Here is a 23,077-nt window from a genome sequence, read left to right on the forward strand (position 1 = left end):
GCTCCTGATATCGCTGATGGTCGGGCGTTGGCGGTTGGCCTGTCGCGCGCGGTCGCCGATCCATGCGCCCGGCCGGCCGGGCGTCGACAACCAACCACTCACGCCCCGTCCACTACTGAATGCGGATCTCCGTCATCATCCCGCCGAAGTCCTGCGTGTCGTTGCTCAGGTAATTGAGGTTCGTCGTGTAGAGCAGGTAGGTCCCGGACAAGCCGGTGGTGTCGAGGATGACATCCACCGATTCGCCGCCGCCGACCGTCACCGAATTCGTCGTGAACGTCAGGTCGGTGCCCGACGGACCACGATGCAGCCGCGCGCTTTGGCCGACCACCTTCATCGGGATGGTCGACGCCAGCGTATAGAAGCGCGTGACGTTCAGGTTCGAGATCCGCAGCAGCACCCGCTGGCCGGCGGTCGCCGTCACCAGGCTGTCGACCGGCTGCGACGCCTTGGGCCCGCGATCGGTGTCGGTGGATAGCGCCACCGGGTTGACCGTGTCTGGGTAACCGCGGCCGTTGAGCATGCCGTAGCGATCGCGCATCGTCGCGAACGGCAGCGGCTGCACGGTCTCGCTGGCGTCGTGGAAGTCCGGATCGAACGAGCCGATCTGGATCGCCTTCTCGACGTCGTAGCGCGTCGAGCCGTCGCCGTCGTTGTAGGCGTACTGCTGCCCGGTCGTGTGGGTGAAGGACCCGAGGGCCGTGCCGCCCGGCAGCGTGTTCTGCCGCGGCTTCACATAGAGGTTACCGAGCATGCCCATCTGCATGTGCTCGGTCGCCTCGACGTGACAGTGATACATGTAGGTCCCGGGCTCCATGATCTTGTAGTAGTAGCTCAGCGACGACCCCATGTTCACGCTGAGCGAGTTTTCCGGCGTGCCATCGAAGATCGGCGCGGCATTCGGAAATCCGTGGAAGTGCACCGAGTGCGGATCCGACAGGTCCGGGCGCATCACCATGCCGACGTTGGTCAGGCTCAAGTAGAAGTGCTGTCCCTCGTTCAGCGTGATCGTGGGCGCCGGGAAGTTGGCCGCCAACGCGCCCACCTCCATCACCTGGCCCGGTGGCACCGCGGTCACGTCGGAGAACCCGAACATGTATTGCGGCCGGCCGTCGGCCATCGTCACGAAGCCGTCGCCACCCGCGAGGTGCATGCACTTGATGTCGGGGATACCGTCCCCATCGGAGTCGGGCCCGGCCGCGTCAGGAACCCCGTCATCATTCGTGTCGACTGACGGCGGACACTGGACGTACACCGCACCGTTGGCACTCCCCTGCGCCGACGCCGGCGTACTGCACAGCAGCACCGCGAACACGCCAATTCCGCCCAGAACAGGTAGACCTGCTCTCCAGTGCATACCGCCTCCTTCGTGCGCAGTTCTCCGAGCACGTCGCACGTCTGCTAATCACGGGTAGGGCGGACGAAGCCCGGCCTCGCCTGCCTGTGTGTGCTGCGTGGCGGCGCGGCGCCCATCCACGAGCAACTCATAAGGGGGTGTGGCCTCGTCAATACGTACGGGGCGGATGCACAAAAGGCGAACAATGCGCCGGCGTCAGAGTTTTGTGCTCGCGGAGGCATTGCACTGATGTATATAGACGACAGGCTGGCGGGTTCCCCGGCGGTATGCTCCCTCCCCCCAACGAAAGGAGCGCTTGTGCGCGTGTTGATCGTGGAAGACAACCCGGCGACGCGGGACACGCTAACGCGTGGGCTCGTCGAGGAGTTGTTTCACGTGGATGCGGTTGCCAGTGGTGCTGCGGCGGAAGCGCGGGTCCAGGAAAGCGCCTTCGACGTCATCGTGCTCGACGTGATCCTCCCGGACCACGACGGCTTCACCGTGTGCCGGCGGCTCCGGGCGCGCGGGGTGGACACCCCCATCCTGCTGCTCACCGGCCGGCACGCGCTCGACGATCGCGTGCGCGGGCTCGATGCCGGCGGCGACGACTATCTCGCCAAGCCCTTCGCGTTTCGCGAGTTGCTGGCCCGCATCCGCGCGCTCACCCGGCGCGGCCGCGCCGCGCACGCCGGTGTCACTTTGGCCCACGGCCCCATCGAACTCGATCAGCGTGATCACGTGGTCCGCCGCCACGGCAAAATCGTCGACCTGACCGCGACCGAGTTCCGCCTCCTCCAATACCTCATGCTCCGGCCCGAGGCGGTGATCAGCCGTGACGAGCTCGCCCGGCACGTGTGGGCCGACAGCATCGATCCGCACTCGAACGTGATCGACGTCTACATCGGCTATCTCCGCAAGAAGCTGGGCGAAGACGGCTTCGGCGTCGTGCGAACCGTCAGGCGTTCCGGGTACAGCCTGACCCGGAATCAGGTGTAGCCGCCATGGGTCGTGCCACCCGGCCAGGCAAGGCGCTCGCCTGGCTGACGCGGGCCCTGAGCCGAGGCACTCAGTCCACGCCGCAGCCGCCGGCGCGCGGCGACACCGCGCCCGACGAATCGCGCCTGACCATGCAGGCGTTCGTGACGTCGCTGATCCACGAACTTCGCACGCCGCTGGCGGCGCTGTCGGGCGAGGTGGAAATCGCGCTGCGGCACGATCGCTCGCCGGCGGTCTACCGGGACACGCTGGCGCGCATCGCCGAGCACGTCATCGAACTGGAAGACATCACCGGCGACCTCGCGCTGCTCGCGGATCCGGACGGCTTTCGCGCGCTGTCGGAGTCGACGGTGGACCTCAGCGCGCTCACCAGCCAGCTGTCGCTGCACTACAAGAGCGACCAGCTGATCGTGCCGATCGCCGCGTCGAGCATTTACGTGTCGGGCCACGAGCTCCTGCTGACGCGGGCCTTCAGGCTCGTGCTCGATCACGCGGTGCGATACCGCGGGCACGGGTCGTCGGTGCGGCTGCAGATCGCGCCGCACGACCACCCGATGGGCGCGGTGCATCTCATGCTCGACGCCACGCCGCCAGGATTCGCGCGCCGCACGTGGTACCACCTGATCGACGATCACGCCGACCCGGAGGTGTTCGAGAGCCCGGGCCTCTTGCGTCTGCGCACCGCATCGAGCATCGTCCGCCTGTCGGGCGGCTCGCTGGCGGTGGACGGCGCCGACGGCGCCGTGTGCGTGCGCATCCAGCTGCGCGAGGCGCCCGCCGACGACACGCCCCGCGTGACCGCGCTTGATTGATATGATGAGCGCGCATCGCAGGCCTCCGGAATTCAGCCGGCACCGGATGCTGCATCCATGTCCCGGAGGATTTTGATGATCGCTCGTCTCTGTCGCGCCGCCGCCCTGTGTCTGTGTTGTCTGATAGCCGGCTCCTCCGCGAGCTGGGCTCAAGAGAGTCACCTCGACACCCCGGGCGAAATCCCCAAGTACGTCAGAGACCCCATCCCCCTCTACACCGCCGCACTCGGCCCCTTCAAGCGGCCCATCTCCACCAAGAACGCGGAAGCGCAGGCCTTCTTCAACCAGGGCTTCCAGATGATGTACGCCTTCGCCCGCCTCGACGCCATCCGCTCGTTCCGCGAGGCGTGGAAGCGCGACCCCGACTGCGCCATCTGTTACTGGGGCGAAGGCTGGGCGTGGGGCTCGTACTTGAACGGACCGATGTCGGCCGACCAGTCGCCCTTCGCCTATGCGGCCACGCAAAAGGCCGTCAGCCTGAAGGACAAGGCCACGCCGGTGGAGCGCGCCTTCATCGAGGCGCTCAACGTCCGCTACGTGAAGGACTTCGACGCCAAGACGCGCAAGGACCAGGACCAGGCCTACGCCGACGCCATGAAGAAGCTGGCGGAGCAGTACCCGAACGACCTCGACGCGGTCACCCTCTACGGCGATGCGCTGTTCCTGCTCGAGCCGCGCCGCGGCACGCGCGACGTCAACGCGCCCAACATCAAGCGCCTGCACGGCGTGCTGGAATCGGTGCTGGCGAAGGATCCGAAGCATCCCGGCGCCTGCCACCTCTACGTGCACGCCACCGAGTCCACCGTCAAGCCGGAGAAGGCGGTGTTCTGCGCCGAGTACCTCGGCAAGACCATCCCGGGCGCCAGCCACATCAACCACATGCCGTCGCACACCTGGAACGAAGTGGGCCGCTGGTCCGATTCGGTGCGCGCCAACCTCGAGGCCTGGCACTCGGACCTGAAGGCCGACCTCGGCGAGGGCTTCGCCATCTATCCCGACCACAACCTTCACATGCTGCTCTACGCCGCGTCGATGGACGGCCAGGGCGCCATCGCCACGCAGGCCGGCAAGGACTACACCAAGCGCACGAGCGACACCATGTACCAGGCGCTGACGCTGATTCGCTTCGGCCGCTTCGACGAAGTCGTGGAGATCACCAGGCGCCCGGAACGCGAAATCCCGGCCGCCGCCTTCGACTTCTCACAGGGCTACGCCAAGCTGAAGTTGGGCGAGCCGGAGTTCGCCAAGGCCTACCTGGCCAAGGTGAAGAAGATCGCCGAGACCTCGAAGCAGGAGTTCCGCAGCCACTCGGCGTCAGCGCTGGTCGGCGTGATGGCCGGCATTCTCGACGGCGAAATTACGCGGATGGGCGGGGACGTGTCCGGCGCGATCGCCAGGTTCGAGGAAGCCGTAAAGCTGGATGACAAGTTGGAGTACGACGAGCCGGAGCCGCTGCCGTTCCCGGCGCGCCACTGGCTGGGCGCGGCCTTGATTGAGGCCAGGCGCCACGCCGACGCCGAGGCCGTGTATCGCGAAGACCTGAAACAGCACCCGCACAACGGCTGGTCGCTGCTCGGCCTGCAGCAGGCGCTGAAGGCGCAGGGCAAGACGGATCCGGCGGTGGACGACGACCTCGCCAGGAGCTGGGCGCGCTCCGACACCTGGACCCGGTCGTCGCGGTTCTAGTGTAGGCCGCCCGCGTTCACCTGCGGCGCGGGCGCGATAATTGCAGCCGAAGCAGGAGGAGATTTCACATGTTCCTCTTGCTTCGGTTGCTCATCAACGCCGGCGCCCTCTGGGCCGCCACTACCCTGGTGGACGGCATCTCGTTTACCGGCAGTACCGGCCGCTTCTTCGTCGTCGCCCTCATCTTCGGCCTGCTGAACGCCCTCGTCCGCCCAATCCTGCTTCTCCTGTCACTTCCGCTCTTGATCCTGACGCTCGGCCTGTTCACGTTCGTGCTGAACGCGTTTGTTCTCATGATGCTGAGCGGATTGTCGGAGAGTCTCGGGCTCGGCTTCCACGTTGCGGGGTTCTTCCCGGCCTTCGTCGGCGCGCTGATTGTCACGATCGTGAGCTTCCTGCTATCGATGTTTCTCGTTGCAGAGACAGAACGCTCGATGAAGAAGTAGCTGTGAGAGAACGCCAGAGCCCTCTCTCGGATGCGGGCTCGTTCGTCGTCGCGTGGGCGCCATTGGTACCCCCAGGCGCCCACGGGCCTCTCTGCCACAATGCGTGAGCGCGCCCACTCGGCCCATCGGAAATCCAGAATCGGCGTAATCTGCGTAATCTGCGGCCAAGACAAGAGTGAAGGAGATCCCAATGATCGACCGCTACACGAAAGTGGTACTGACGCTGATAGCAACGGCGCTGGTGTACCTCTGCGTTGTCCTCACGCCGATCCCCGCCGTGCAGGCGCAGTCTTCTCCGCGGCCGGGCGAGCCTACTGGCCCCGCGCAAGTGGTGATCGTCGGCTGGCGTGGCGCCCCGGGCGACACCGTCCCGGTCACGGTGACGGCGCCGGTCCAGGTCACCGGGCGGGTCATCACCGAAAAGGCCGGCGAGCGCGCCGACCGCGTCGTGCTCGTCGGCTGGGAAGAGGGCGGCACGCGTGACGGCAAACCCGCTGCCCAGGTGCGGTCGATCACTCCTGGAGCGCCGGGGTTCCCGGTGGTGCAGAAATAGGGAATCCTCCGGAGCGGCGAGCGCGCCCTCGGCGGCTGGCGGGCACGTCCTTTGCTCAGCAATTCGGGCGGAGGACGGACAATGCCCACACCAATCCCAGACCCGAAGAGCCCGGCGAGCAAGCCGCATGGCACCACGGACGATCAGATCAAGGAAATGGAAAACGAGGGGCAGGCGGCCTCGAGCCAGGCGACGCCGGAGGACGCCCCCAGCCCGAGGTCGGAGTTCGACAAGACCATGAGCGACCAGGACATCGACACCGCCGGCACCGACGCCGAGAAGCCGTAACCCATGGCAAAGCACGACCCAAATCAGCACCGGCGACACCGCAATCTGGAAGTCCCCGGCGACGTGCGGGCTATCCGATCGAGGATGCCGTCATGAGCGAACGCGTTGTCGTCCGCGACATCGCCAAGCGCATCGGCAGGAAATCGTAGGGTGGAGCGGGGCACGGGATATGCACTGGGATCTGGAGGAGGATCCTATGTTTTCGCGCGCGCTACTTACTCTCTCAGTCGTGGCTCTGGCCACACCCGTGATCTTCGCGTCCGGCGCTGACCAAGCTCAGGCGGCACGCATGCGCTTCGAGGCCATGGATCAGAACCGCGACGGCGTCATCTCGCGCGACGAGTGGCAGGGTTCGGCACGCTCGTTCCAGGTCCACGACTGGAATGGCGACGGGCGGTTGTCTGGCGACGAAATCCGCATAGGCGCCCAGCGCAACAGCGACCTCGAAGGCGCCGACCACAACCCCGGCCGGGCCGAGCGGTTCCTCGCCTGGACGGCGGCGGGCTTCACCAGCCTGGACCACAACCGCGATGGCCGCGTCACGGCCAACGAATGGCACTACGATCTCGAAACGTTCCGCCGCGCGGACCGCAACCGCGACGAGGCGCTCACCCGTAACGAGTTCCTGAACGCCGACGACGCGGAGTGGGACGATGACCGGGGCGACAGCTTCGATGACCTCGACGTGAACAACAACGGGCGCGTGGAGCGCAACGAGTGGCACACGGGTGCCGCGGCCTTCACCTGGCTGGACCGCAACGGCGACGGCGTGTTGAGCCGGTTCGAAGTCGTGGGCACGCAGCCGAGCGCCGACACCTACGATTAGTTCGCCAACCTCGACGTCGATCGCAACGGCAGCCTCGCGCAGAGCGAGTGGCACTGGTCACGTAACAGCTTCACCCAGCGCGACACCAACCGCGACGGCCGGCTTACCCGCCGCGAATTCGACGCCGCCGGTGGCGCACCGCTGACGGCATCAGGCGCGGGTTCGCAAACCGTGCACGTGAACGCGCAGCAGCGCTGGACCGACGCGATGCTGGACGTCCGTGCCGGCGACACGCTGACCTTCGACGCCAGCGGCTCCATCCAGATGAGCGATGACGACAACGACACCGCCACGCCGGCCGGTTCCCGCAGGGGCCGCACGGCGCCCGATGCGCCGGTGCTCAAGCAGCTCGCCGGCGGTCTCATCATGCGGATTGACGACTACGGTCCGATCTTCGTCGGCGCGCGCCGCACGATCACGGCGCCGGTCAGCGGTCGCTTGTATCTGGGCGTGAACGACGATCACCTGCCGGACAACCGCGGCGAGCTCGTGGTCACGGTGGGCGTGCGCGGCCGCACGTCGCGCTAACCAGAACCTGGCGGGAGGAGCGGTGTTTCCCATTTGTCGGGAGACACCGACTTCCTGTCGGGAGGGATCCGACGGGCTGTCGGGAACCCGATCCCCAGCGCAATGTAGTATCCGGCTTTAGCCGGATAACTCTCCTGTGCTAAGCTTGAAAGTCTGTCGCGCCCATAGCTCAGCTGGATAGAGCGTCTGGCTACGAACCAGGAGGTCGCATGTTCGAATCATGCTGGGCGCACCAAGATTTCCTAAGGAAATCCGCAAGTCTGCACTCCTCGCCGATCTCGTCGGCGAGCCTGACTGACAAATGACTGACAATCGGTAGCGGTTCACCGTTGCCTCCGGTTGCCTCTACTCGCCTACTGCCCGGTCTTCCGGCCGGTCTTCATTAGAAGCTGTCGTCTCTAGCCGCAGCTGACGGCGACGTTCCCATACTCCGTTCAGTGCCCTCCTCATTTCTTCGTCCGTGATGTTTAGATACCGCTGCGTCGTCTTGATGTCGGAATGGCCGAGCATCAGCTGAATGACGCGGATGTCGACGCCGTCCGCCAGTAGCCGGCAGGCGCCTTCGTGACGGAGATCGTGCCAATGAAGGTCGATCTCTCTGAGCTTCTCGCGATCGACCCGAACCCCGGGCTTTGCTCGCTTGGTCGGGTGCCCATTGGCGACGAGCAGCAGCGATTCCCATGCGGTCTTGAAGCTGTCCTGGAACTCGCCCTCGGTTGAGCCGAACACAAACGCGGATGGTCCCAATTCCGCTCGGCGTTTCAGGATCGGAGCAAGACGGCCCTTCGGATCGAATGGAATCCGTCGGTTCTCCGAGTCCTTCGCATTCACGCCTCGAATCAGAATCTGATGCTGCGTGCGATCCACGTCGCGGTTCTGCATGCGAAGCATCTCACCCTGCCGGCAACAGGTTTCAAGTGCCGCGATGATCCGATCGTGCATCGCGGGTCCCGTCCACTTGTGTTCGGCCGTGTTCATCGTCAGACACGCGAAGAGCAGTGTCTGCTCCTCGTCGCGGTGAACGCGCCGATCCCTCTTCGTCTCGTCGCGTGCTCTGATGCTCACGCCGAAGCGATGAAACGGACTCGTCGAGAGCAGCGGCGGCTCCTGGAAGCGTCCCCAATTGATCGCCGCTCGCAGAACTCCGAGAGCACGGTTCACGGTCGCGACCTCGTGTCCCTTCCGGAACGCTGCCTTGAACCGGGTGATCTCGGGTGCCTTCTCGAGAGCCGCGACCGGAAGCTCTCCCAGCGATGCTTTCAGCGACTTGATGTGGCCGGCCACCGTGTTCGCGCTCTTGAGACCTTCCGCTTCCACGTAGCCTGTGTAGTACTGGTCGAGGAAGGCCGCCACCGTGAGGACGGTCTCGGTCTGCTGCTTTGGCTTGGTTGGCGGCACACGCGGATCGCGGCCAGCGATGATCTCGCCCAGAAATTTCGGTTCCCAGACGCGTTCCGCCGTCTGCTTTGACGTAATCGGCTCTGTCGCTCCACGCACGAGCGCAAAGTCATCAACAGGCATGCGCCACCGCTTGCCTTGGTGCATTGTGTCGAACCACCACGGATGATCGCATCGCGGGCTTGCGCGACATCCCTTCGGCTTACAGATCTTGCGAACAGACATATTTACTTCTCCTTTCGTTATGACAGTCTCGTCGGTGCTCCTCTCTTGATCCAATCGAGCACGTCGCTCGGGTGAAACCTCCTTCCTCTGACGCCGAATCGCTGTGAGACGAGCAGCCCGCGCAAGTACGCGCGTCGTACCGTCTCCTCGTGACATCCGACATATTGAGCAACTTCGAACGCCGTCATCAACCGATCCGGCAGTGTGGTTGGCTGCGCTGCTCGATGCGCAACTGGATTCGAATCTCCTTCAACATTCTCGGATGCCGCAAAAGTGCTCCGTTTCATGTTCTCCTCCGATCGAACCGCTGGAGTTGAACGAGCCCGGCGCCGCATTGAAGCGCGCGCAAGGCTCGTCGTTCCGCGGCGATCGTTGGCGGCATCCGTCGCAAACGACGCTAGCAATGTGGTCCGCGCAGACAAGTTCGCTCTGATCGCGAACGCGTCGAGGCGGTGAAGGTTAGGTGCGGTGCGCTAGGCCTTGAGGCGAGAGCGATAAAGCGCTCCGCGTCGGATGACCGAGGCGGAGGAGGGTTGCCAGTTGTGACAACTGGCGAGCGATGCGTGCAGGATACGCCGACTCGAATCGATGGTCAACCTCATCAATCCAAAGAGCCGTTCCCTTGATTTCCCCGCTCTGCCACAGTGGGCGCTGGACCGCAGTGTTGGGGTCTAAAATGCCTGGATGACCAATGAAGAAGATGTCGACCGCGAAGCGAAAGACCACGATGATGCCCTTCTGAAGGAGATGCTTGATCGAAAGCCATCGCCTTTCACGGAGTTATTCACCGCCACGCCTGACGGCCCAAATGCACAGCTCAATCCATCCCTAATCTCGCAATCAGGTCACCTCGACGATTATTTTCGCGTTGCTCGCGAGATTGCGGAGGGATTGCCTGACGACGTTCCCGCCATCGAGATGCGACTCTTTCCACTGCTGCTTAACTACCGACACGCAGTCGAGCTCGCGTTAAAGTACGCATTGGTGAATCTCGTCCGACGCATTCGAACGGACGACGCGACCTATCAGTATCAAATCCCAACTCACCACAAACTAGGTCCGCTACTCGACGAGGTTCTCCGCCTCCATGCGCTCGCGCACCCGATGCTCGAGAAGAGCACGGGTGCTGTCGACCCACCATCGACACAAGCACAGGGCTTTATTCGAGAGCTAGACGTTCTGGATCCATCTGGGATGGCGTTTCGATACGTGCACGATAAGCCCAAAGGGACCAATCCTCCGGCTCGCCTGATCGGCAAGGTAACCGACATCGGCGTCGAAGCGCTGATTGCGGGAATGACTCATATCGAAAAGGAGCTGCTCTGGTATATCTCAATGATCGAGAACAGCACAGATTTGTGGGAACAATGGACCGCCGACATGATGGCTGACCTAGGTTGGTAGTATCTGTCTTTCGAGTCTAGACGTTTTTTACGCCCCAAGGACCGGACCTAAAGAACAGCCGCTGCGGTTCGCCAGCACCTCTAAGTAGAGCATCGCAGAGACAGAATGAATGGAGATCTGAAAAATACTCCACGATGTAGTCGTATTCGGCTACGGTCTTTGACACGTCCAGCTCAACACCTAAAACCTTGAGGATGTCCATCATGCAGTCGGCGATATTTGCAACGGACTGGTTATAGATCAACTCAAACGTCGAAGAAGGCACATTGAGAACACCCGCCACGCCCGTGTGCGAGGCGAAGTTTCGCATGTCGTACCCGTGAGCGACCTTGAGCTGTGCTTCTGGACCAACTGCTTTGGCGCGCTCCTTGAGCTTCATTCCGCTCCAATGGTCCGGCGGCTTACCCCACAACTTCTGTGTCTGCGCGTCAATGCGGGCGCCCTCCTTTGCGATGAATCCTCGGTGCGGCAATGCTGCCGAGGGCGACTCGTCTAGTTCGGGATACTCCAGAAAGAAGCGGTCGGTCCTCTTGGCGCTCAAGAGCTTCTGATACTCACCAAATGCGAACAAACGCTGTGGGCCGTCGGCAATGACGTTCTGATGGAGCAGCCTTATGTCTAGCCAAAGCTCGATGACGGAACGTTCGGCAGACGTGACTGTCTGCTGGTACACGAGCGAGTTCAAACGAGGCACCACCCTCCCGTGCCCAATCGCCCGGTCAGATAGCGTGGCGACCGCCAGCTGTCGAAGGGGCCAAGAGTCGCGATGGTGAACAAAAGGGTGAACGATATCCACCCAGAAGGCCTCAATCGCATTGAGCTGTGACATGTACGCGCCTGTCAACACCGGCGGCGTAAGCTCTAGCTTCGCGGCCCGCACCATGTCGTCAGCCGTCAGGTGATTCTCAAACAACATGGTTAATACAGATCCTCGGTTGGCGATGGTAACCTAGCAGCCCCACGGCTTGTTCGTTCAGCCGCAGGACCATGCTATGTGCGCCCCTTCTGTCGTGGCCGACGATTGGATCAGTAAAGGTTGCCACATCAAAGTGAATGGAATCGAGCTGGCGGTCCGTCCGGACCATCTCGGTGGTGTTGTTTTTGGCAGCGTCTTCTCAGCCCTACCCCAGTTAGCGGTCGAAGAGGCCATTCGAATGGCGCTGCGCGACTGCCTTACAGACGCCAGAGTCAGACATGCTTGGATAAAGCGAATAGATGGCGCTATGGTTCATCTGTACTCGCATTCGGGAGTTCTACGGGAAATCGCCCTTGGTCGATTAGCAGAACTACATTTTTTGAGGATCGCGCTCGCGCGAATCAAGGACTAGATGACCGCATCTCTTGATCGATTTCTTCGTACAGGGCAGCTCGGCCCGCTGACTCTCGGGATGAAACCCAGTGAGGCACAAACGCTCCTTGGTGAGCCAAGTGTCCAATCCCAGAAGCTCAATCCACTGCTGCTTGGCTACGGGCCACTTGAACTGACGTTTGTGGGGAAGAAACGTCAGTCACCGCAACTAGTGCAAATCAAGCTTTCATTCTCATCGAGCGCTGAAGGCCTGCCAGACGCTGTGGATGTAGACCAGTGGATACTCAACGCCAACAGCACTATCCGCGACTTCAACCATCTCTTGGATCGGAGCGGAATTGAGCCGGCAGTCACCTATCCTGGCCACGAAATTCACCTCCATTCAGGAGTAAAGGCAATCTTCTACTTGGACCGTCTCAAGGAACTGTCTGTTTCTCGACGCGACACGGATAGAAATACGCCACCAACACTCTCCGACAGTCGTGAGCCTTCACTTCGTCATATTCAAGATCTGCTACTGGAAGCAGAGACAGCGGTCAATGCTGGCCTGACGTCCGCCGGCTTCGTTCTCGCGTGGGCGGCACTTGAGGCCGCCATGCGGCGAACGGCACTCTCCGCAGGGCTTGAGAGTCAGATCGGAGTTCAGCCCTCAGCGCTCATGCGGGCCCTTTATGGCGTCGGCCGGCTGAATTCCGAGGACATCGCTCTAGTGGAAGGTGCCCGACAAGCCCGGACAGTTATTGTCCACGGCCTCGCACCAACCCCGATCGATTCAACGCTCGTCGGAGCGATAGTCAAAGTCGCCCAACGTCTCCTCCGTTCATCAGACGCAGCTTAACCAACGAGCTGACGTACTGCGTACGAGCAAGCCGGTTTGATGCCTGTCCCGAACTTCACCGAGGGGTTGTCGCCCGCAGACCCGAACGCCATCATCTGGCGCTTCATGGAACTATGGAAGTTCAGAGACTTAGTCGAGGCTGGGCGCCTGTACTTCCGCCGGGCGGACGGGTTGAACGACGACCACGAAGGGATGCCTCCGAAACAATGGATGTGCACGGCGCTTGACTACAACAGATACGATCTTCGGGACATCGCAAAACTAGATCATGACCTGGGTTCGCTGGCGCAGTTCAGGCAGTCGTATTACTTGAACTGCTGGCATCTCTTTGATGAAGAACGGGCCGCAATGTGGGCGAAGTTCGGGCACGACGGAGTGGCCATCGTGTCCACCTACGCGCTTCTCGGCGCAGTTCTGGAGCCGCTCGCCAACGACAGGCCACACCTCGGTTTGGTCCGCTACGGTTGGGAACACGGAACGCGCTACAACACCCAGCGGTTTATCACGACCAAACGATTGGACTTCGCAACGGAGCGAGAAGTCCGCGCGGCTCTTTGGCTGCTCAATACCGGCGACGGGATGAATCGGCACTTTGACTTGAACAACAAGCCGCATCGGCTTCCTATTTACGAGCCGCCTGCGAGCCTGCCGGTGGGCATCTTTAGACCTGTCGATCTAGCCGCACTAGTCACTGAGGTGGTAGTCACACCGAATGCGAAGCCTGAAATGCTCGGCGAGATTCAGTCGCTGGTGCGCAAGGCGGAGCTCTCTGTTACTGTTCGGCCGTCGTCTCTGACGGCCTTCGCGCAGTTTCTTCCGACTGCAGACGAATTGCGGCGCTATCAGTAGCCCCTCAGTCCTTAATTGCGTCCGAAGTCTAATCAAGTTCGGTGTCACACCGCTCTGCGATAGGCGCAGCAGACCGCCGCAATGGAGCTTGCTAGCGGCTCAAGATACACGCTTCTTGCCACCTGGGAGTGCATATGCGTTCAGAACACGGCACGATTGAAGGCGATCTGCGACTACCAGAGAGCTTGCAGCTACATGGTTTCGTCACCGGCGCAGTCACCGTGCCCGGTAATACGACATTGGTCCTGCACGGGCTCGTAGGCAAGCACTTGGTCGTGGAGCGAGGAGGCGAAGCGATCATCCACGGCATGGTGAACGGTGATGTATCGAACGATGGCGGTGTAGTTAGCGTCTACGGAATGATCAACGGCGCTGTTCACAACCAGTCGGGCACGACAGTGCTCTATCCGAAAGCCGTAGTGAAGGGCGCGGTGGTTGGCAACGTCACGAGGCTGGAAGGATGAGTGTCTGTAGTCTGCACACCGAACCCGATTGAATGGCCGACGGCAGTGACTCGAAGAGCAGCAAGGTACTTTACTCCTTGAGCGACGGGGCAGAACCGGCTGTCCACGAAGTCACTTGTCGGGCTCTTCAGGAAACTCCACTAGCTTGGCCGCAGGTGGCGACTTGTCCGAGAGCCGGACCTTAGCATTTTCCCAGAACCTAGTATTAGGGTGCGTGTCTGTGGCCTCACGCCAATCCGAGCCAGGGTCGGAGCCGATCCAACACCCGCCGGCCAAGCTCAAGCACCGGTATTCTCTGCCCGTCCGCAAGAACCGCGAATTCCTCATGACCCGAAAAGGCAAGGTCCGCATGCGTATCGAACGAACGCCCCGATGCGTCCGCAGCAGTGCGGCCAGTCAGCTGAAGGTGTTTCCCGCTATTGCAAGCCAAGCGACACAACTCGAAGTCCGTGTCGCCATCCAGGACACCTAGGTCAAGCCCGGCAACCTTCGCGTAATCCCTCAGGTGGTAAATACTGACAAAGAAATTGTACGCATGGTCGACCGATGGCTCGTTCTCAAAGCGCTGAAGCTCACGGTCTGCCTTTCGCCACATGTCCTGAGGTGATTTCAAATCCAACAATTGGCTTGGCATCGTCCCATTCCTCGTTTCATCGGCCACGACCGCTCCTCAGCGGGCGGTTGGCCATACTACGTCGTCGTCGCCGATTTGATTACGTCTTGGCTTGGGCGAACACCAGTGCTCGTCGATTGCGACTCACCACATGCCGCTGCGCGCAACCGCCTCGGACAGACTCTTCGCGTGTTCGGCGAACTTCTCCGGGGATCCACCGCAAAGCCCCGCAGCGACTGGGGGCCACGCCTTCCCCGCGCCTGCCGCCTCCTCGATGATCTGCGGCAACGGACTCGAGCCACTGCGCGCCTTCCATGCGAAACGCCCTAGCGGTCCCCACCCCCTGCCGCTCTGATAAGAGAATTCCACGGAGTACAGGATTTCGAATGTGTCGAATACCCCGTCGTACGCGGAGCCGAGACAGAGCGCCTGGTCGAGCAAGGGCATGAGCCTCTGGTAAAGATACTCGCTGAACGGAACGTGGTGTCGCTCATGTCCGGGCAATAGCTTGAAATGCTGCCTGCGGTCACCAATTCCTCTCGTCGCGGCTTCAACGAGTCGCATTTCGCCGCGAGAGGTGCCCACTCGTGCGTGCATTAGTGCCACCAGTGACGCATAGGATTCGGCCGCCACGGCGGCAATTCCCCCCGCATACGACAACGCCAGCGAGGGATACCACTGCAATGCGAGGAATCCGGTGTTGCCGCCGCCTTCGCCGGCGCCATCAGAGAGGCGCTTCGGCGCTAACGTGAGCGACTGGAGTGTAGCAGGCGAGCCCCAGCGGCCCATCAGCGCCTCCGAGTGGTACATGTCGGCGAGCAACTCATCGAGCCACGCTACCCGCCGCCTGAACTCATCGTCCGACCAGGAACTCGAGGCAGAAAACTGCGGATCTTTCAGGGCAGCGGACAGACGACGTGTCTCTCCGGCGATGCAATCAAACAACCGCAGCCGCCAGCGGTCATCAACGACATACCGCTTTGTGCTATCGACAAGGTTCATGCTTCAACCTTTCAGAGTCGAACGTCTCCCTCCACGAGCCTTTCGCTCGCGCGCGCATTCGAGTACCGCCGAGGCGGTTGCCATCCGACAACAAGCCGCCGGATACCCCGCACGGCTGTACCCAGCTTGAACTGGCTGATCCGCGTCGCGCGCCCACTTCCGACCAGGGCGTCGACCAGCATCAGTTCCGCCAACGGCCTGGTGATCTCGTCGGACACGCGTGCCGCGCGAAGGGCGGCAAATGGGTCCGCGATCTCGCCAATAAAGCCGAGGTGTTGACCCGCCAACGGATGACGCGTACCGAACAGGGCCGTTCTGAGTCCCGCCTCGGTCAATTCGTCCGCAGTGTGGCCGGACACGGACACTTCCAGCATTGGATCGTGCCCGCCTTCACGCCCTTCGAGTTGCAGTCGCACAATCCTCGATCGTGACGACGTCGTTGTCGTGTCCACAGAACTAACGCGTACCAAGCGGCTACGCCCAGACCATGTGAAGCGGCCCTCGCCTCCCCGATTGATATTCCCGCTCCGCATGGCTTCAAGAGCATGCGCAACATCGTCGCTTCGCACTCTGGCGACAACACGCAATCGGTTGCCATCATCGCCCACTTCCGTTGCGCGGAAGACGATATTACCGAGCTTGCACCACGGCGCCAGATCCTCGGCCGCGATAGCTTTCAGACGGTCCTCGACCTGAAGGCGAAGATCGTCAGGCGTCACAAAGTCCGGGACGACGTGGAAAGTCCTGACCTCGTTGAGGAACGACTCCTCGTGACCCTCCCGATCATTGGCCTTCAGGCACCATGTGGCAATCCGCAGACCGCATTTCTCGGCGTGTAGATATTCTGAGTGCGTCGCCGAGAATCGCGACGGCAGCGGCTTGCCATAGCTTCTCCCCAGAATTCCGACGTAGATATCGGAGGTTTCGACCTCGGCTAGGTAGGCATCCTCCGGGTCTGCGTCGCGGCCTCCGAATTGCTCGAACGTCACGGGCGTTCCTCCGAGCGCCCTTACAGCATCTGCGGCCCCCCGTCGTTCATCCGGAAGCTCGCTCATGACACTGGAGATGAATGCTCGCCGCCCATGAGCCCATTCGCGAACGGAATCTTGAGACGGTATTTCCGCCGCCGCGGCACGATCGATTAAGAGCGGCTCCTGCTCGGCTTCCGTCCGGTTCCGCATCCATCCATTCTAGACGGGACGGCGCAGGTCTGCGGTTCGGACGCGGAGCTATCGAACTTGAGGAGGAAAACCTGGAGTCCGCGAGAATGGGCTGATTTGTCGCTCCGGCAATGCAAGACGCGACGTCCGGTTTAGCGACTTTCTAGCTGACCTGCCCACTCTGAACCTCTATGCGTAGAATGTGGGGTCGTGGCTCTGGCTTCTCCTGCCACTTGCAGGCCGCGGAGGCGCGCGACGCCATCGCCGAGACCCCCAAGCTGCACATCGCCAAGATGAAGCCCCTGCAAACCAGAAGGCCCCGTAAACGGCGCGAATTACACAACAGCAATTGTGGCAATCGTGGGAGGAGGGCGAGGCGGGTCGGAAGATCATTGATTGAGTCGCATCTACGAGAGCACTAAGCAGACGTAATCTGAGAAGCGTTGCCGAGGAACCACGCACTATGTCTTTTGTTTTCGACCCACGTGATTTGATCTCGCCACCCTACATCACCTGCCCGAACGGGCACGAGGAATCGTACGGCATTCTTTCGATCGGCGGGACCGGCTATTCACGCCGCTGCAGGGAGTGCTGGGTGACCAATTCGTATCCCCTGCCCAAGTTGACGAAGAAGGTCGTCTACATCGATCAGTTCGCCATCAGCAACATGATGAAGGCGCTGAACGATGAAATGGATAGCCACGCCCGGGCGAAGGCCGACCCGTTTTGGTTGGAGATGTTTGACGCTCTAGAGCGTGTTTCCAAGCTGCAGCTGGTTGTCTGTCCCGTTTCGGGTTCTCACCGAAATGAATCGCTGATGGTGTCCTACTTCCCGGCGTTGAAGCGGATGTATGAGCAACTATCGCACGGCGTTTCGTTTGATGACTCGGCGTACATTGTGGACCGTCAGATTGTGGTCGCCTTAGAGGCCTGGCTCAAGGGCGAAGCACCTGCCCACGACTTTGATGCCGAAAACGTGACAAATGGAGATTTAAACGCTTGGCAGGACAGGCTGATCATCTCCGTAGAGATGGAATGGCCGGCGGAGGTTGTCGAGGGAGTTCGCAGATTCCGGGACAGTGTGAGTGAGAAGGTCGCAGAAGTCTTCAAGTTCTACCAGGAGCAAGGAAAGACACACAAAGACTTTGGTCATTGGTTTGAACACGAGCGCAGCAAGCTATCAGAGACAGTCCCATTGGCCGCTGCGAATTACGCTGCGCGCGTCAAACAGATGCTAACGAGCGGGGAGCTTGACCTGTCGAAGCTGCAACAGTATCGGTCACGCGGCTATGACACGTTTCAAAACATCTGGAGTGTCATGAAGACGAAGGAGATCAAGCCTGAAGACGTGAAGGACAAGATCGACGCATTTCTAACGTCAGACGCGTACAAGGACACGCCAGCCAATCGACTCGGAACCTTGATGTGGGCTGTGATCGCACATCAAGCAGCGAACGGTCGCACCAACCCGCCTAACAAAGGGATGTCCACCGATATAGATACCGTTTCGACGCTACTGCCCTATTGCGACGCAATTTTGGTCGACAGGGAATGCGCCGCCTTGGTTGGTAACATACCGAAGAAGTTCTCGCCTGGATTTGGTACAAGAATCTTCTCGCCGGCTACAAAGACCGAGTTCCTCGCCTATCTCAAGCAGATCGAAACAGAAGCCGACAAGGCCGTCGTCGCGGCCGTGAAGGAGGTCTATGGTGATAAGTGGCTGATTCCCTTCCGGGAGATGTACAACGTTGAACGAGCGCGGCGCGAAAGAGAACGAAGCACTACGGACAAGGCTAGTTCGTAGCACGGGGCTCAACAGTGCTAGGAGGCCGGGCCAACGTGCCGAGGCCAGTTCGGCGGGCACGCCACCGCTGCTTCAAGGGAGGCGTTCCACAGGCTTGATCTCTTCGGCTCTCCCGCCACACTCGCCAACGCCGCTTTCGACACCTGGAAACACAACTTGGCAGTGTGCTCATCCGGCGACAACTCGGAGATTATCTGTTTGATACGGGTGGATGTAGTTCCTAAAGTTGCGCAGCCCGTGACTGAACTTCTTCACATCAGGATGCAGCAGATGCACGCCACATGCATGAAGCGGTAACAATTTACTTGGAGTCTAACGCCTCGGTTTCAGCCGCGGCGGCCCCGTGCTTCTCCGGGCCGCTGTAGGCTGCAAGCCTTGTTGGGCGCGCTTCCATGGCATGCGAGCTTCACACCTCGTCTGAGGCCAGAGTGTGCTTGTCCAAGATCGCCTCGATGCGCCAGCGGTCGACTCCGTAGGTCTCTGCCAGTCGTGCAACCCGTTGTGGTTCAGGTAGCGCTTGGGCACGGCGTAGCGGCTCATAGGGATGCTGCTCTAGCACCCATAGACCGAGTTGGCGCCTGACGTCGTCCTCGCAGACACCTTCGACGACCTCCACCCCCGCATTGCGGAGGATAACCGTGCCGGCGCCGTCCACACGCGGGTGCGGGTCGCGCATTCCAAGCACAACTCTGGCGATGCCGCGCTCGGCTATTGATCGCGAGCAGGAGGGCGTGCGGCCGTGGAATGAACACGGCTCCAAGGTGGAATAGAGGGTCGCACCAACCACGCTATGCCCCCGCCGGTGAGCATCGCGCGCTGCGGCGATCTCTGCGTGATCCTCACCAGGACCGAGCGTATGACCGCAGCCCAATAGCTCGCCACGAGCGCTCACAATCACGCACCCGACCCACGGGTTGTCGCCGGTAGTTCCGTACGCAAGCATCGCCTCCTCAATCGCCAGGCGCATCCACCTTTCGTGCTTTTGGCTCATCGCATCTGGGAGCATAACTTGCCTCAGCGAGGACTCGCTGGCCGTGCCTCGCGAGGGGAGAGCGTCTCCGGTCGGTGAGGCTGGGGTCGTAAGGTTACGGTGGGTCCGCCTGCCCAACCAATAGTAGCCCCGACCGGCACATCGGCCGACACCTTGACCTTCGACCCATCACGGGTGTATATGTCGAAGCACAAGGCATGGTTATCGCTCAGAAGTCGGATCTCCCGCAGGGCACGCTCGACCTGCTAATTCTCAACGTAGTCGCTCTCGGACCCATGCATGGCTATGCGATTGCCCAGCGCTTGCGGCAGGTTTCGCGTGAAGTGGTGAATGTGACGCAGGGGACGCTCTATCCTGCGCTGCATCGTCTTGAAAACCGTGGCTTCCTCGCCGCGGACTGGAAGCAGTCGGACACCGGCCGCGATGCAAAGTTCTATAAGCTGACCGCGAAGGGCCGGACCCACATGGCGTCAGAAGCCGAGAGCTGGCGGCGTCTCGCGCAGGCGGTCGGCGCCATCCTCAAGACGTCGGAGGGCGTGGGATGAACTGGCTCACCCGGTTGATGCGGCATGAGCGGCTTGAAGCCCAGCTCGACGCCGAATTGCGTGATCACTTCGAGCGGCTGGTGCTCGACTACGTACGCGACGGACTGAGCGAACCCGACGCCCGCCGGCGGGCGCGGCTGGAATTCGGCGGGCTCGATCAGGTCAAGGAGGTCTGTCGCGACGCCCGTGGCACGCGTTGGTTCGAGGAGTTCACGCAGGATGTTCGCTATGGCTGGCGCGGGCTCATGCGTAACCGCAGCTTCGCCATCGTGGCGATACTGACGCTGGCGCTCGGCGTAGGCGCCAATACCGCCGTATTCGGCGTCATCAACGCGTTGCTGCTGCGGCCGCTGCCTGTGCCCGATCCAACCGGCTTGATTTCGCTCCAGCGACGAGTCGGCACGCAGGCCGGCGGAAATTTCTCGTATCCGCAGGTACTCGAGCTATCGAAACAGGGTGACCTGTTCAAGCTCCTCTGCGGCTTCGGCCGCGATCAGGTGACCGTCGGGCCTGCCGGCGCGATGGAACCCGCCGTCGTGGCCTGGGTCAGCGGACACTATTACGACACTCTGGGTTTGTCGCCGCAAGCCGGGCGGCTGCTGATACCCGCTGACGACGAGCCGGGTGCATCGCCATCGGCGGTGCTCAGCGATGCGTATTGGACGCGACGCTTCGGCCGCAACCCAGGCGTGATCGGCGAATCGATCCAGATTGAGGGCGTGCCGGTGCCGATCGTCGGCGTCAGCCCTGCGGGCTTTACCGGCGCCAACGTCGGCGAGGCCGTGGACCTAACGCTCGCCATCCAGTCGCGGCTGGTGGTGCGGCCGGATCAGCCGTTCTATACCGGACCGGGAGCGCGCTGGCTGCGGATCCTCGCGCGGCCCCAGCCGGATCTCCCTCAAGACCAGTTGCAGGCGCGGGCCATCGTCGTGTGGCGACAGCTGATGGAAGCCTCGATTCGGCCCACGACCCTGCCGGAGGATCGGCGACGCCTGATGTCGGAGGAGCTCGACGTGTTGCCGGGCCGGACCGGCACCAGCCTGGTGCGTGCCGAATTCCGCTTCCCGCTGCAGATCGCCATGGGCTTTGTGATCGTGGTGCTGCTGATTGCGTGCGTCAACGTGGCGAATCTGCTGCTGGCCCGCGGTGCGACTCGCCAGCGCGAGATCGCCGTGCGCCTGTCGATCGGCGCGGGCCGCGCGCGGATCGTCCGGCAGTTGCTGACCGAGAGCACGCTGATTGCGGTCGGGGGCATGGCGGCCGGCCTCGTGGTGGCATGGATAGGGAGTCGCGCGCTGCTGACTCTGATGGCGGCCGGCCGGGGACTCGAAGGCGCCGGCGCACTTGCATTGAACCTCACGCCGGACTGGATGATGGTGGCTGTCACGATTCTGATGGTTGGCGGCACCACGCTGATCTTCGGGGTGGCACCGGCCTGGCGCGCGTCACGCGTGCAACCGGGCGCCGCGATGAGCGCCTCTGGTCGCGTGGCCGAATCACACGGACGCCTGGGATCGTCGCTCGTGATCGCGCAAGTCGCGCTGTCGCTAGTCCTGGTCATCGGCGCAGGTCTCTTCGCGCGGACGCTGTACAACCTCCGCGCCCTGGATCGCGGCTTCGATGTCACCGATGTCCTGGTGGTCGGGACTTCGGCCCAACGCGCCGGATTCACCGGGCCGAAACTCGCGGCGTTCAACAGCCAGTTGCTGACCTTCATCGAACAGGTCCCCGGCGTACGCGCGGCCAGCGTAGCGGCGATCACGCCACTCGCCGGAGGCGGCATCACCCAGGCTATTGCCGTAAACGGCGTCAGGACTGGGGAAGGCGAGATGCACTTCAACAGCGTGGGCCCGCGTTACTTCGACGCTATGCGGACGCCGATCGTCGCTGGCCGCGACTTTGCGCGCGGCGACGGCCCCGCGGGCCCATACGTGGCGATCGTCAACGAAGCGTTCGTCCGGCAATACATGACTGGACCTCCGCTCGGCCAGCGCGTGTCGGTGCTGGGCTCGGCGCGTGAGATGCAGGTGGTCGGCGTGGTCAAAGACACTGCATATGAAACACTGCGCGAAGCGCCGCCCACGGTTTACTCCGCGCACCAACAACGGCTGGCCGCGGCGACGTTTGTCGTCCACGCGCCTGGCGCGACGGCCGCAGTGGCCTCGGCCATTCGCGCTGAAGTGCAATCGCGGCTGGGCGGTCGACTGCCACGAATCAGCACGCTCACCGATCAGTTGGAAGGCAGCCTCGTGCTGGAGCGGCTGCTGGCGCGAGCGACACTGATGTTCGGCGCCCTCGCACTGGCGCTGGCGGCGGTCGGACTCTACGGGCTGACGTCATACTGGGTCACGAGCCGGACACGTGAGATCGGAGTGCGCGTGGCGCTCGGCGCGCGAACGGCCTGTGTTTTGCGGTTGGTGCTGGGAGACGCGCTGCGAATGGTCGCCTTCGGCGTAGCGGCAGGCCTCGTGAGCGCTTGGGGCCTGAGTCGATTGATCGAGAGCATGATCTTCGGATTGAGCGCGACCGATATCACCACCGTCGCGTTCGCCGTCATAGTACTGGTATTCACCGGATTGCTCGCGGGCCTTATTCCGGCTAGAAGGGCGACCAGAATCGACCCACATCTCGCGCTTCGCAACGAATAAGCGGGGCCGGGCCTGACGTCGGCCGGTTGGAGCATGACTGCACCACTCCACATCGGCTACCCTCTGTCGAATGAGCGACGATGCTCCACAAGAAGAACAGCCATTCGAGCCTTTGCTCTGCGACGACTGTTTTTGCGATTACGGCTTCTCGTCTCGATCGAAGTTCTCAGCGCGCAACCGCGCGAAGCCCTCGGGGTTCCGTTCGCAATGGTAATAGTAATGGTCCGGCTGACCTGCCCGGTCTTTTTCGGACCACCTGAAGCCTGAGAGAATGGCCCCTCGGACCACGAGGGAGCCATGAAGAAGACCCGATTTACCGAAGAGCAGATGGTCACGATTCTGCGGGAGGCGGATGC

23 protein-coding genes and 1 tRNA gene are annotated in these 23,077 nt (G+C 62.1%); 16 read left to right on the forward strand and 8 right to left on the reverse strand.

The features are described from left to right. Window positions 1-112: 112 nt before the first annotated feature. Window positions 113-1,315: a multicopper oxidase domain-containing protein gene (locus WC815_17705; protein MFA5910619.1), complete on the reverse strand. Its 1,203-nt coding sequence runs from the start codon at window positions 1,313-1,315 to the stop codon at window positions 113-115. A 339-nt stretch (window positions 1,316-1,654) separates the two neighbouring features. On the opposite strand from WC815_17705, the gene WC815_17710 reads away from it, so the two are divergent. The 9 genes from WC815_17710 (at window position 1,655) to WC815_17750 (ending at window position 7,706) form a co-directional block, all read left to right on the forward strand. Continuing rightward, on the forward strand, window positions 1,655-2,332 hold the full coding sequence (locus WC815_17710) for a response regulator transcription factor (GenBank protein MFA5910620.1): 678 nt from the start codon (window positions 1,655-1,657) through the stop codon (window positions 2,330-2,332). A gap of 5 nt (window positions 2,333-2,337) precedes the next feature. Continuing rightward, the gene (locus tag WC815_17715) at window positions 2,338-3,144 is read left to right on the forward strand and encodes a histidine kinase dimerization/phospho-acceptor domain-containing protein (protein ID MFA5910621.1); all 807 of its coding nucleotides are present in this window, start codon (window positions 2,338-2,340) and stop codon (window positions 3,142-3,144) included. Window positions 3,145-3,219: 75 nt separating this feature from the next. After that, window positions 3,220-4,830 (forward strand): hypothetical protein, encoded by a 1,611-nt coding sequence (locus WC815_17720; protein ID MFA5910622.1) that lies wholly within the window; start codon window positions 3,220-3,222, stop codon window positions 4,828-4,830. 68 nt (window positions 4,831-4,898) lie between these two features. Further along, window positions 4,899-5,276: a phage holin family protein gene (locus tag WC815_17725; GenBank protein MFA5910623.1), complete on the forward strand. Its 378-nt coding sequence runs from the start codon at window positions 4,899-4,901 to the stop codon at window positions 5,274-5,276. A 190-nt stretch (window positions 5,277-5,466) separates the two neighbouring features. Further along, window positions 5,467-5,829 (forward strand): hypothetical protein, encoded by a 363-nt coding sequence (locus WC815_17730; GenBank protein ID MFA5910624.1) that lies wholly within the window; start codon window positions 5,467-5,469, stop codon window positions 5,827-5,829. A gap of 81 nt (window positions 5,830-5,910) precedes the next feature. Continuing rightward, complete coding sequence (locus WC815_17735; protein ID MFA5910625.1) at window positions 5,911-6,117, forward strand: hypothetical protein; 207 nt, start codon at window positions 5,911-5,913, stop codon at window positions 6,115-6,117. Between the two features lie 229 nt (window positions 6,118-6,346). Next, complete coding sequence (locus tag WC815_17740; GenBank protein ID MFA5910626.1) at window positions 6,347-6,943, forward strand: hypothetical protein; 597 nt, start codon at window positions 6,347-6,349, stop codon at window positions 6,941-6,943. Window positions 6,944-7,114: 171 nt separating this feature from the next. Next, window positions 7,115-7,471: a hypothetical protein gene (locus WC815_17745; GenBank protein ID MFA5910627.1), complete on the forward strand. Its 357-nt coding sequence runs from the start codon at window positions 7,115-7,117 to the stop codon at window positions 7,469-7,471. Window positions 7,472-7,629: 158 nt separating this feature from the next. Continuing rightward, a tRNA-Arg gene (locus WC815_17750) sits at window positions 7,630-7,706 on the forward strand. Window positions 7,707-7,816: 110 nt separating this feature from the next. On the opposite strand, the gene WC815_17755 is transcribed toward WC815_17750, so the two are convergent. Beyond that, window positions 7,817-8,992 carry a site-specific integrase gene (locus WC815_17755; GenBank protein ID MFA5910628.1) on the reverse strand — a complete coding sequence of 392 codons (1,176 nt, stop codon included), beginning with the start codon at window positions 8,990-8,992 and terminating at the stop codon, window positions 7,817-7,819. Window positions 8,993-9,778: 786 nt separating this feature from the next. On the opposite strand from WC815_17755, the gene WC815_17760 reads away from it, so the two are divergent. Continuing rightward, a complete protein-coding gene (locus tag WC815_17760) occupies window positions 9,779-10,498 on the forward strand; it encodes a hypothetical protein (GenBank protein MFA5910629.1) in 720 nt (239 codons plus the stop codon). A 16-nt stretch (window positions 10,499-10,514) separates the two neighbouring features. Here the strand turns inward: WC815_17760 and WC815_17765 are convergent, their stop codons facing one another. Beyond that, window positions 10,515-11,414, reverse strand: a complete 900-nt coding sequence (locus WC815_17765; GenBank protein MFA5910630.1) for a hypothetical protein — start codon at window positions 11,412-11,414, stop codon at window positions 10,515-10,517. 412 nt (window positions 11,415-11,826) lie between these two features. Between WC815_17765 and WC815_17770 the strand changes: the two genes are divergently transcribed. From WC815_17770 to WC815_17780, 3 genes are all read left to right on the forward strand, one after another. Next, on the forward strand, window positions 11,827-12,645 hold the full coding sequence (locus tag WC815_17770; GenBank protein MFA5910631.1) for a hypothetical protein: 819 nt from the start codon (window positions 11,827-11,829) through the stop codon (window positions 12,643-12,645). A 39-nt stretch (window positions 12,646-12,684) separates the two neighbouring features. Beyond that, the gene (locus tag WC815_17775; protein MFA5910632.1) at window positions 12,685-13,494 is read left to right on the forward strand and encodes a hypothetical protein; all 810 of its coding nucleotides are present in this window, start codon (window positions 12,685-12,687) and stop codon (window positions 13,492-13,494) included. Window positions 13,495-13,628: 134 nt separating this feature from the next. Further along, window positions 13,629-13,958, forward strand: a complete 330-nt coding sequence (locus tag WC815_17780; protein ID MFA5910633.1) for a polymer-forming cytoskeletal protein — start codon at window positions 13,629-13,631, stop codon at window positions 13,956-13,958. A gap of 226 nt (window positions 13,959-14,184) precedes the next feature. Here WC815_17780 and WC815_17785 read toward each other — a convergent pair whose 3' ends face one another. The 3 genes from WC815_17785 to WC815_17795 form a co-directional block, all read right to left on the reverse strand. Next, complete coding sequence (locus WC815_17785; GenBank protein ID MFA5910634.1) at window positions 14,185-14,619, reverse strand: hypothetical protein; 435 nt, start codon at window positions 14,617-14,619, stop codon at window positions 14,185-14,187. A 96-nt stretch (window positions 14,620-14,715) separates the two neighbouring features. After that, a complete protein-coding gene (locus WC815_17790; protein ID MFA5910635.1) occupies window positions 14,716-15,573 on the reverse strand; it encodes a hypothetical protein in 858 nt (285 codons plus the stop codon). Window positions 15,574-15,584: 11 nt separating this feature from the next. After that, window positions 15,585-16,754: a DUF4062 domain-containing protein gene (locus WC815_17795; protein MFA5910636.1), complete on the reverse strand. Its 1,170-nt coding sequence runs from the start codon at window positions 16,752-16,754 to the stop codon at window positions 15,585-15,587. 442 nt (window positions 16,755-17,196) lie between these two features. Between WC815_17795 and WC815_17800 the strand changes: the two genes are divergently transcribed. Further along, the gene (locus tag WC815_17800) at window positions 17,197-18,537 is read left to right on the forward strand and encodes a hypothetical protein (protein ID MFA5910637.1); all 1,341 of its coding nucleotides are present in this window, start codon (window positions 17,197-17,199) and stop codon (window positions 18,535-18,537) included. A 406-nt stretch (window positions 18,538-18,943) separates the two neighbouring features. On the opposite strand, the gene WC815_17805 is transcribed toward WC815_17800, so the two are convergent. Further along, on the reverse strand, window positions 18,944-19,528 hold the full coding sequence (locus tag WC815_17805; protein MFA5910638.1) for a bifunctional diaminohydroxyphosphoribosylaminopyrimidine deaminase/5-amino-6-(5-phosphoribosylamino)uracil reductase RibD: 585 nt from the start codon (window positions 19,526-19,528) through the stop codon (window positions 18,944-18,946). Between the two features lie 197 nt (window positions 19,529-19,725). Here WC815_17805 and WC815_17810 point away from each other — a divergent pair, with 197 nt between their 5' ends. Continuing rightward, complete coding sequence (locus tag WC815_17810; protein MFA5910639.1) at window positions 19,726-20,073, forward strand: PadR family transcriptional regulator; 348 nt, start codon at window positions 19,726-19,728, stop codon at window positions 20,071-20,073. Then, window positions 20,070-22,721, forward strand: a complete 2,652-nt coding sequence (locus WC815_17815; GenBank protein ID MFA5910640.1) for an ABC transporter permease — start codon at window positions 20,070-20,072, stop codon at window positions 22,719-22,721. Before WC815_17810 ends, WC815_17815 begins: the two co-directional genes overlap by 4 nt. Before the next feature lie 138 nt (window positions 22,722-22,859). Here WC815_17815 and WC815_17820 read toward each other — a convergent pair. Then, window positions 22,860-23,077: hypothetical protein (locus WC815_17820; GenBank protein MFA5910641.1), on the reverse strand; the 218-nt coding region annotated here is incomplete at its 5' end.

The organism is Vicinamibacterales bacterium, from assembly GCA_041659285.1.
In the GTDB taxonomy this organism is placed as follows: domain Bacteria; phylum Acidobacteriota; class Vicinamibacteria; order Vicinamibacterales; family UBA2999; genus 12-FULL-67-14b.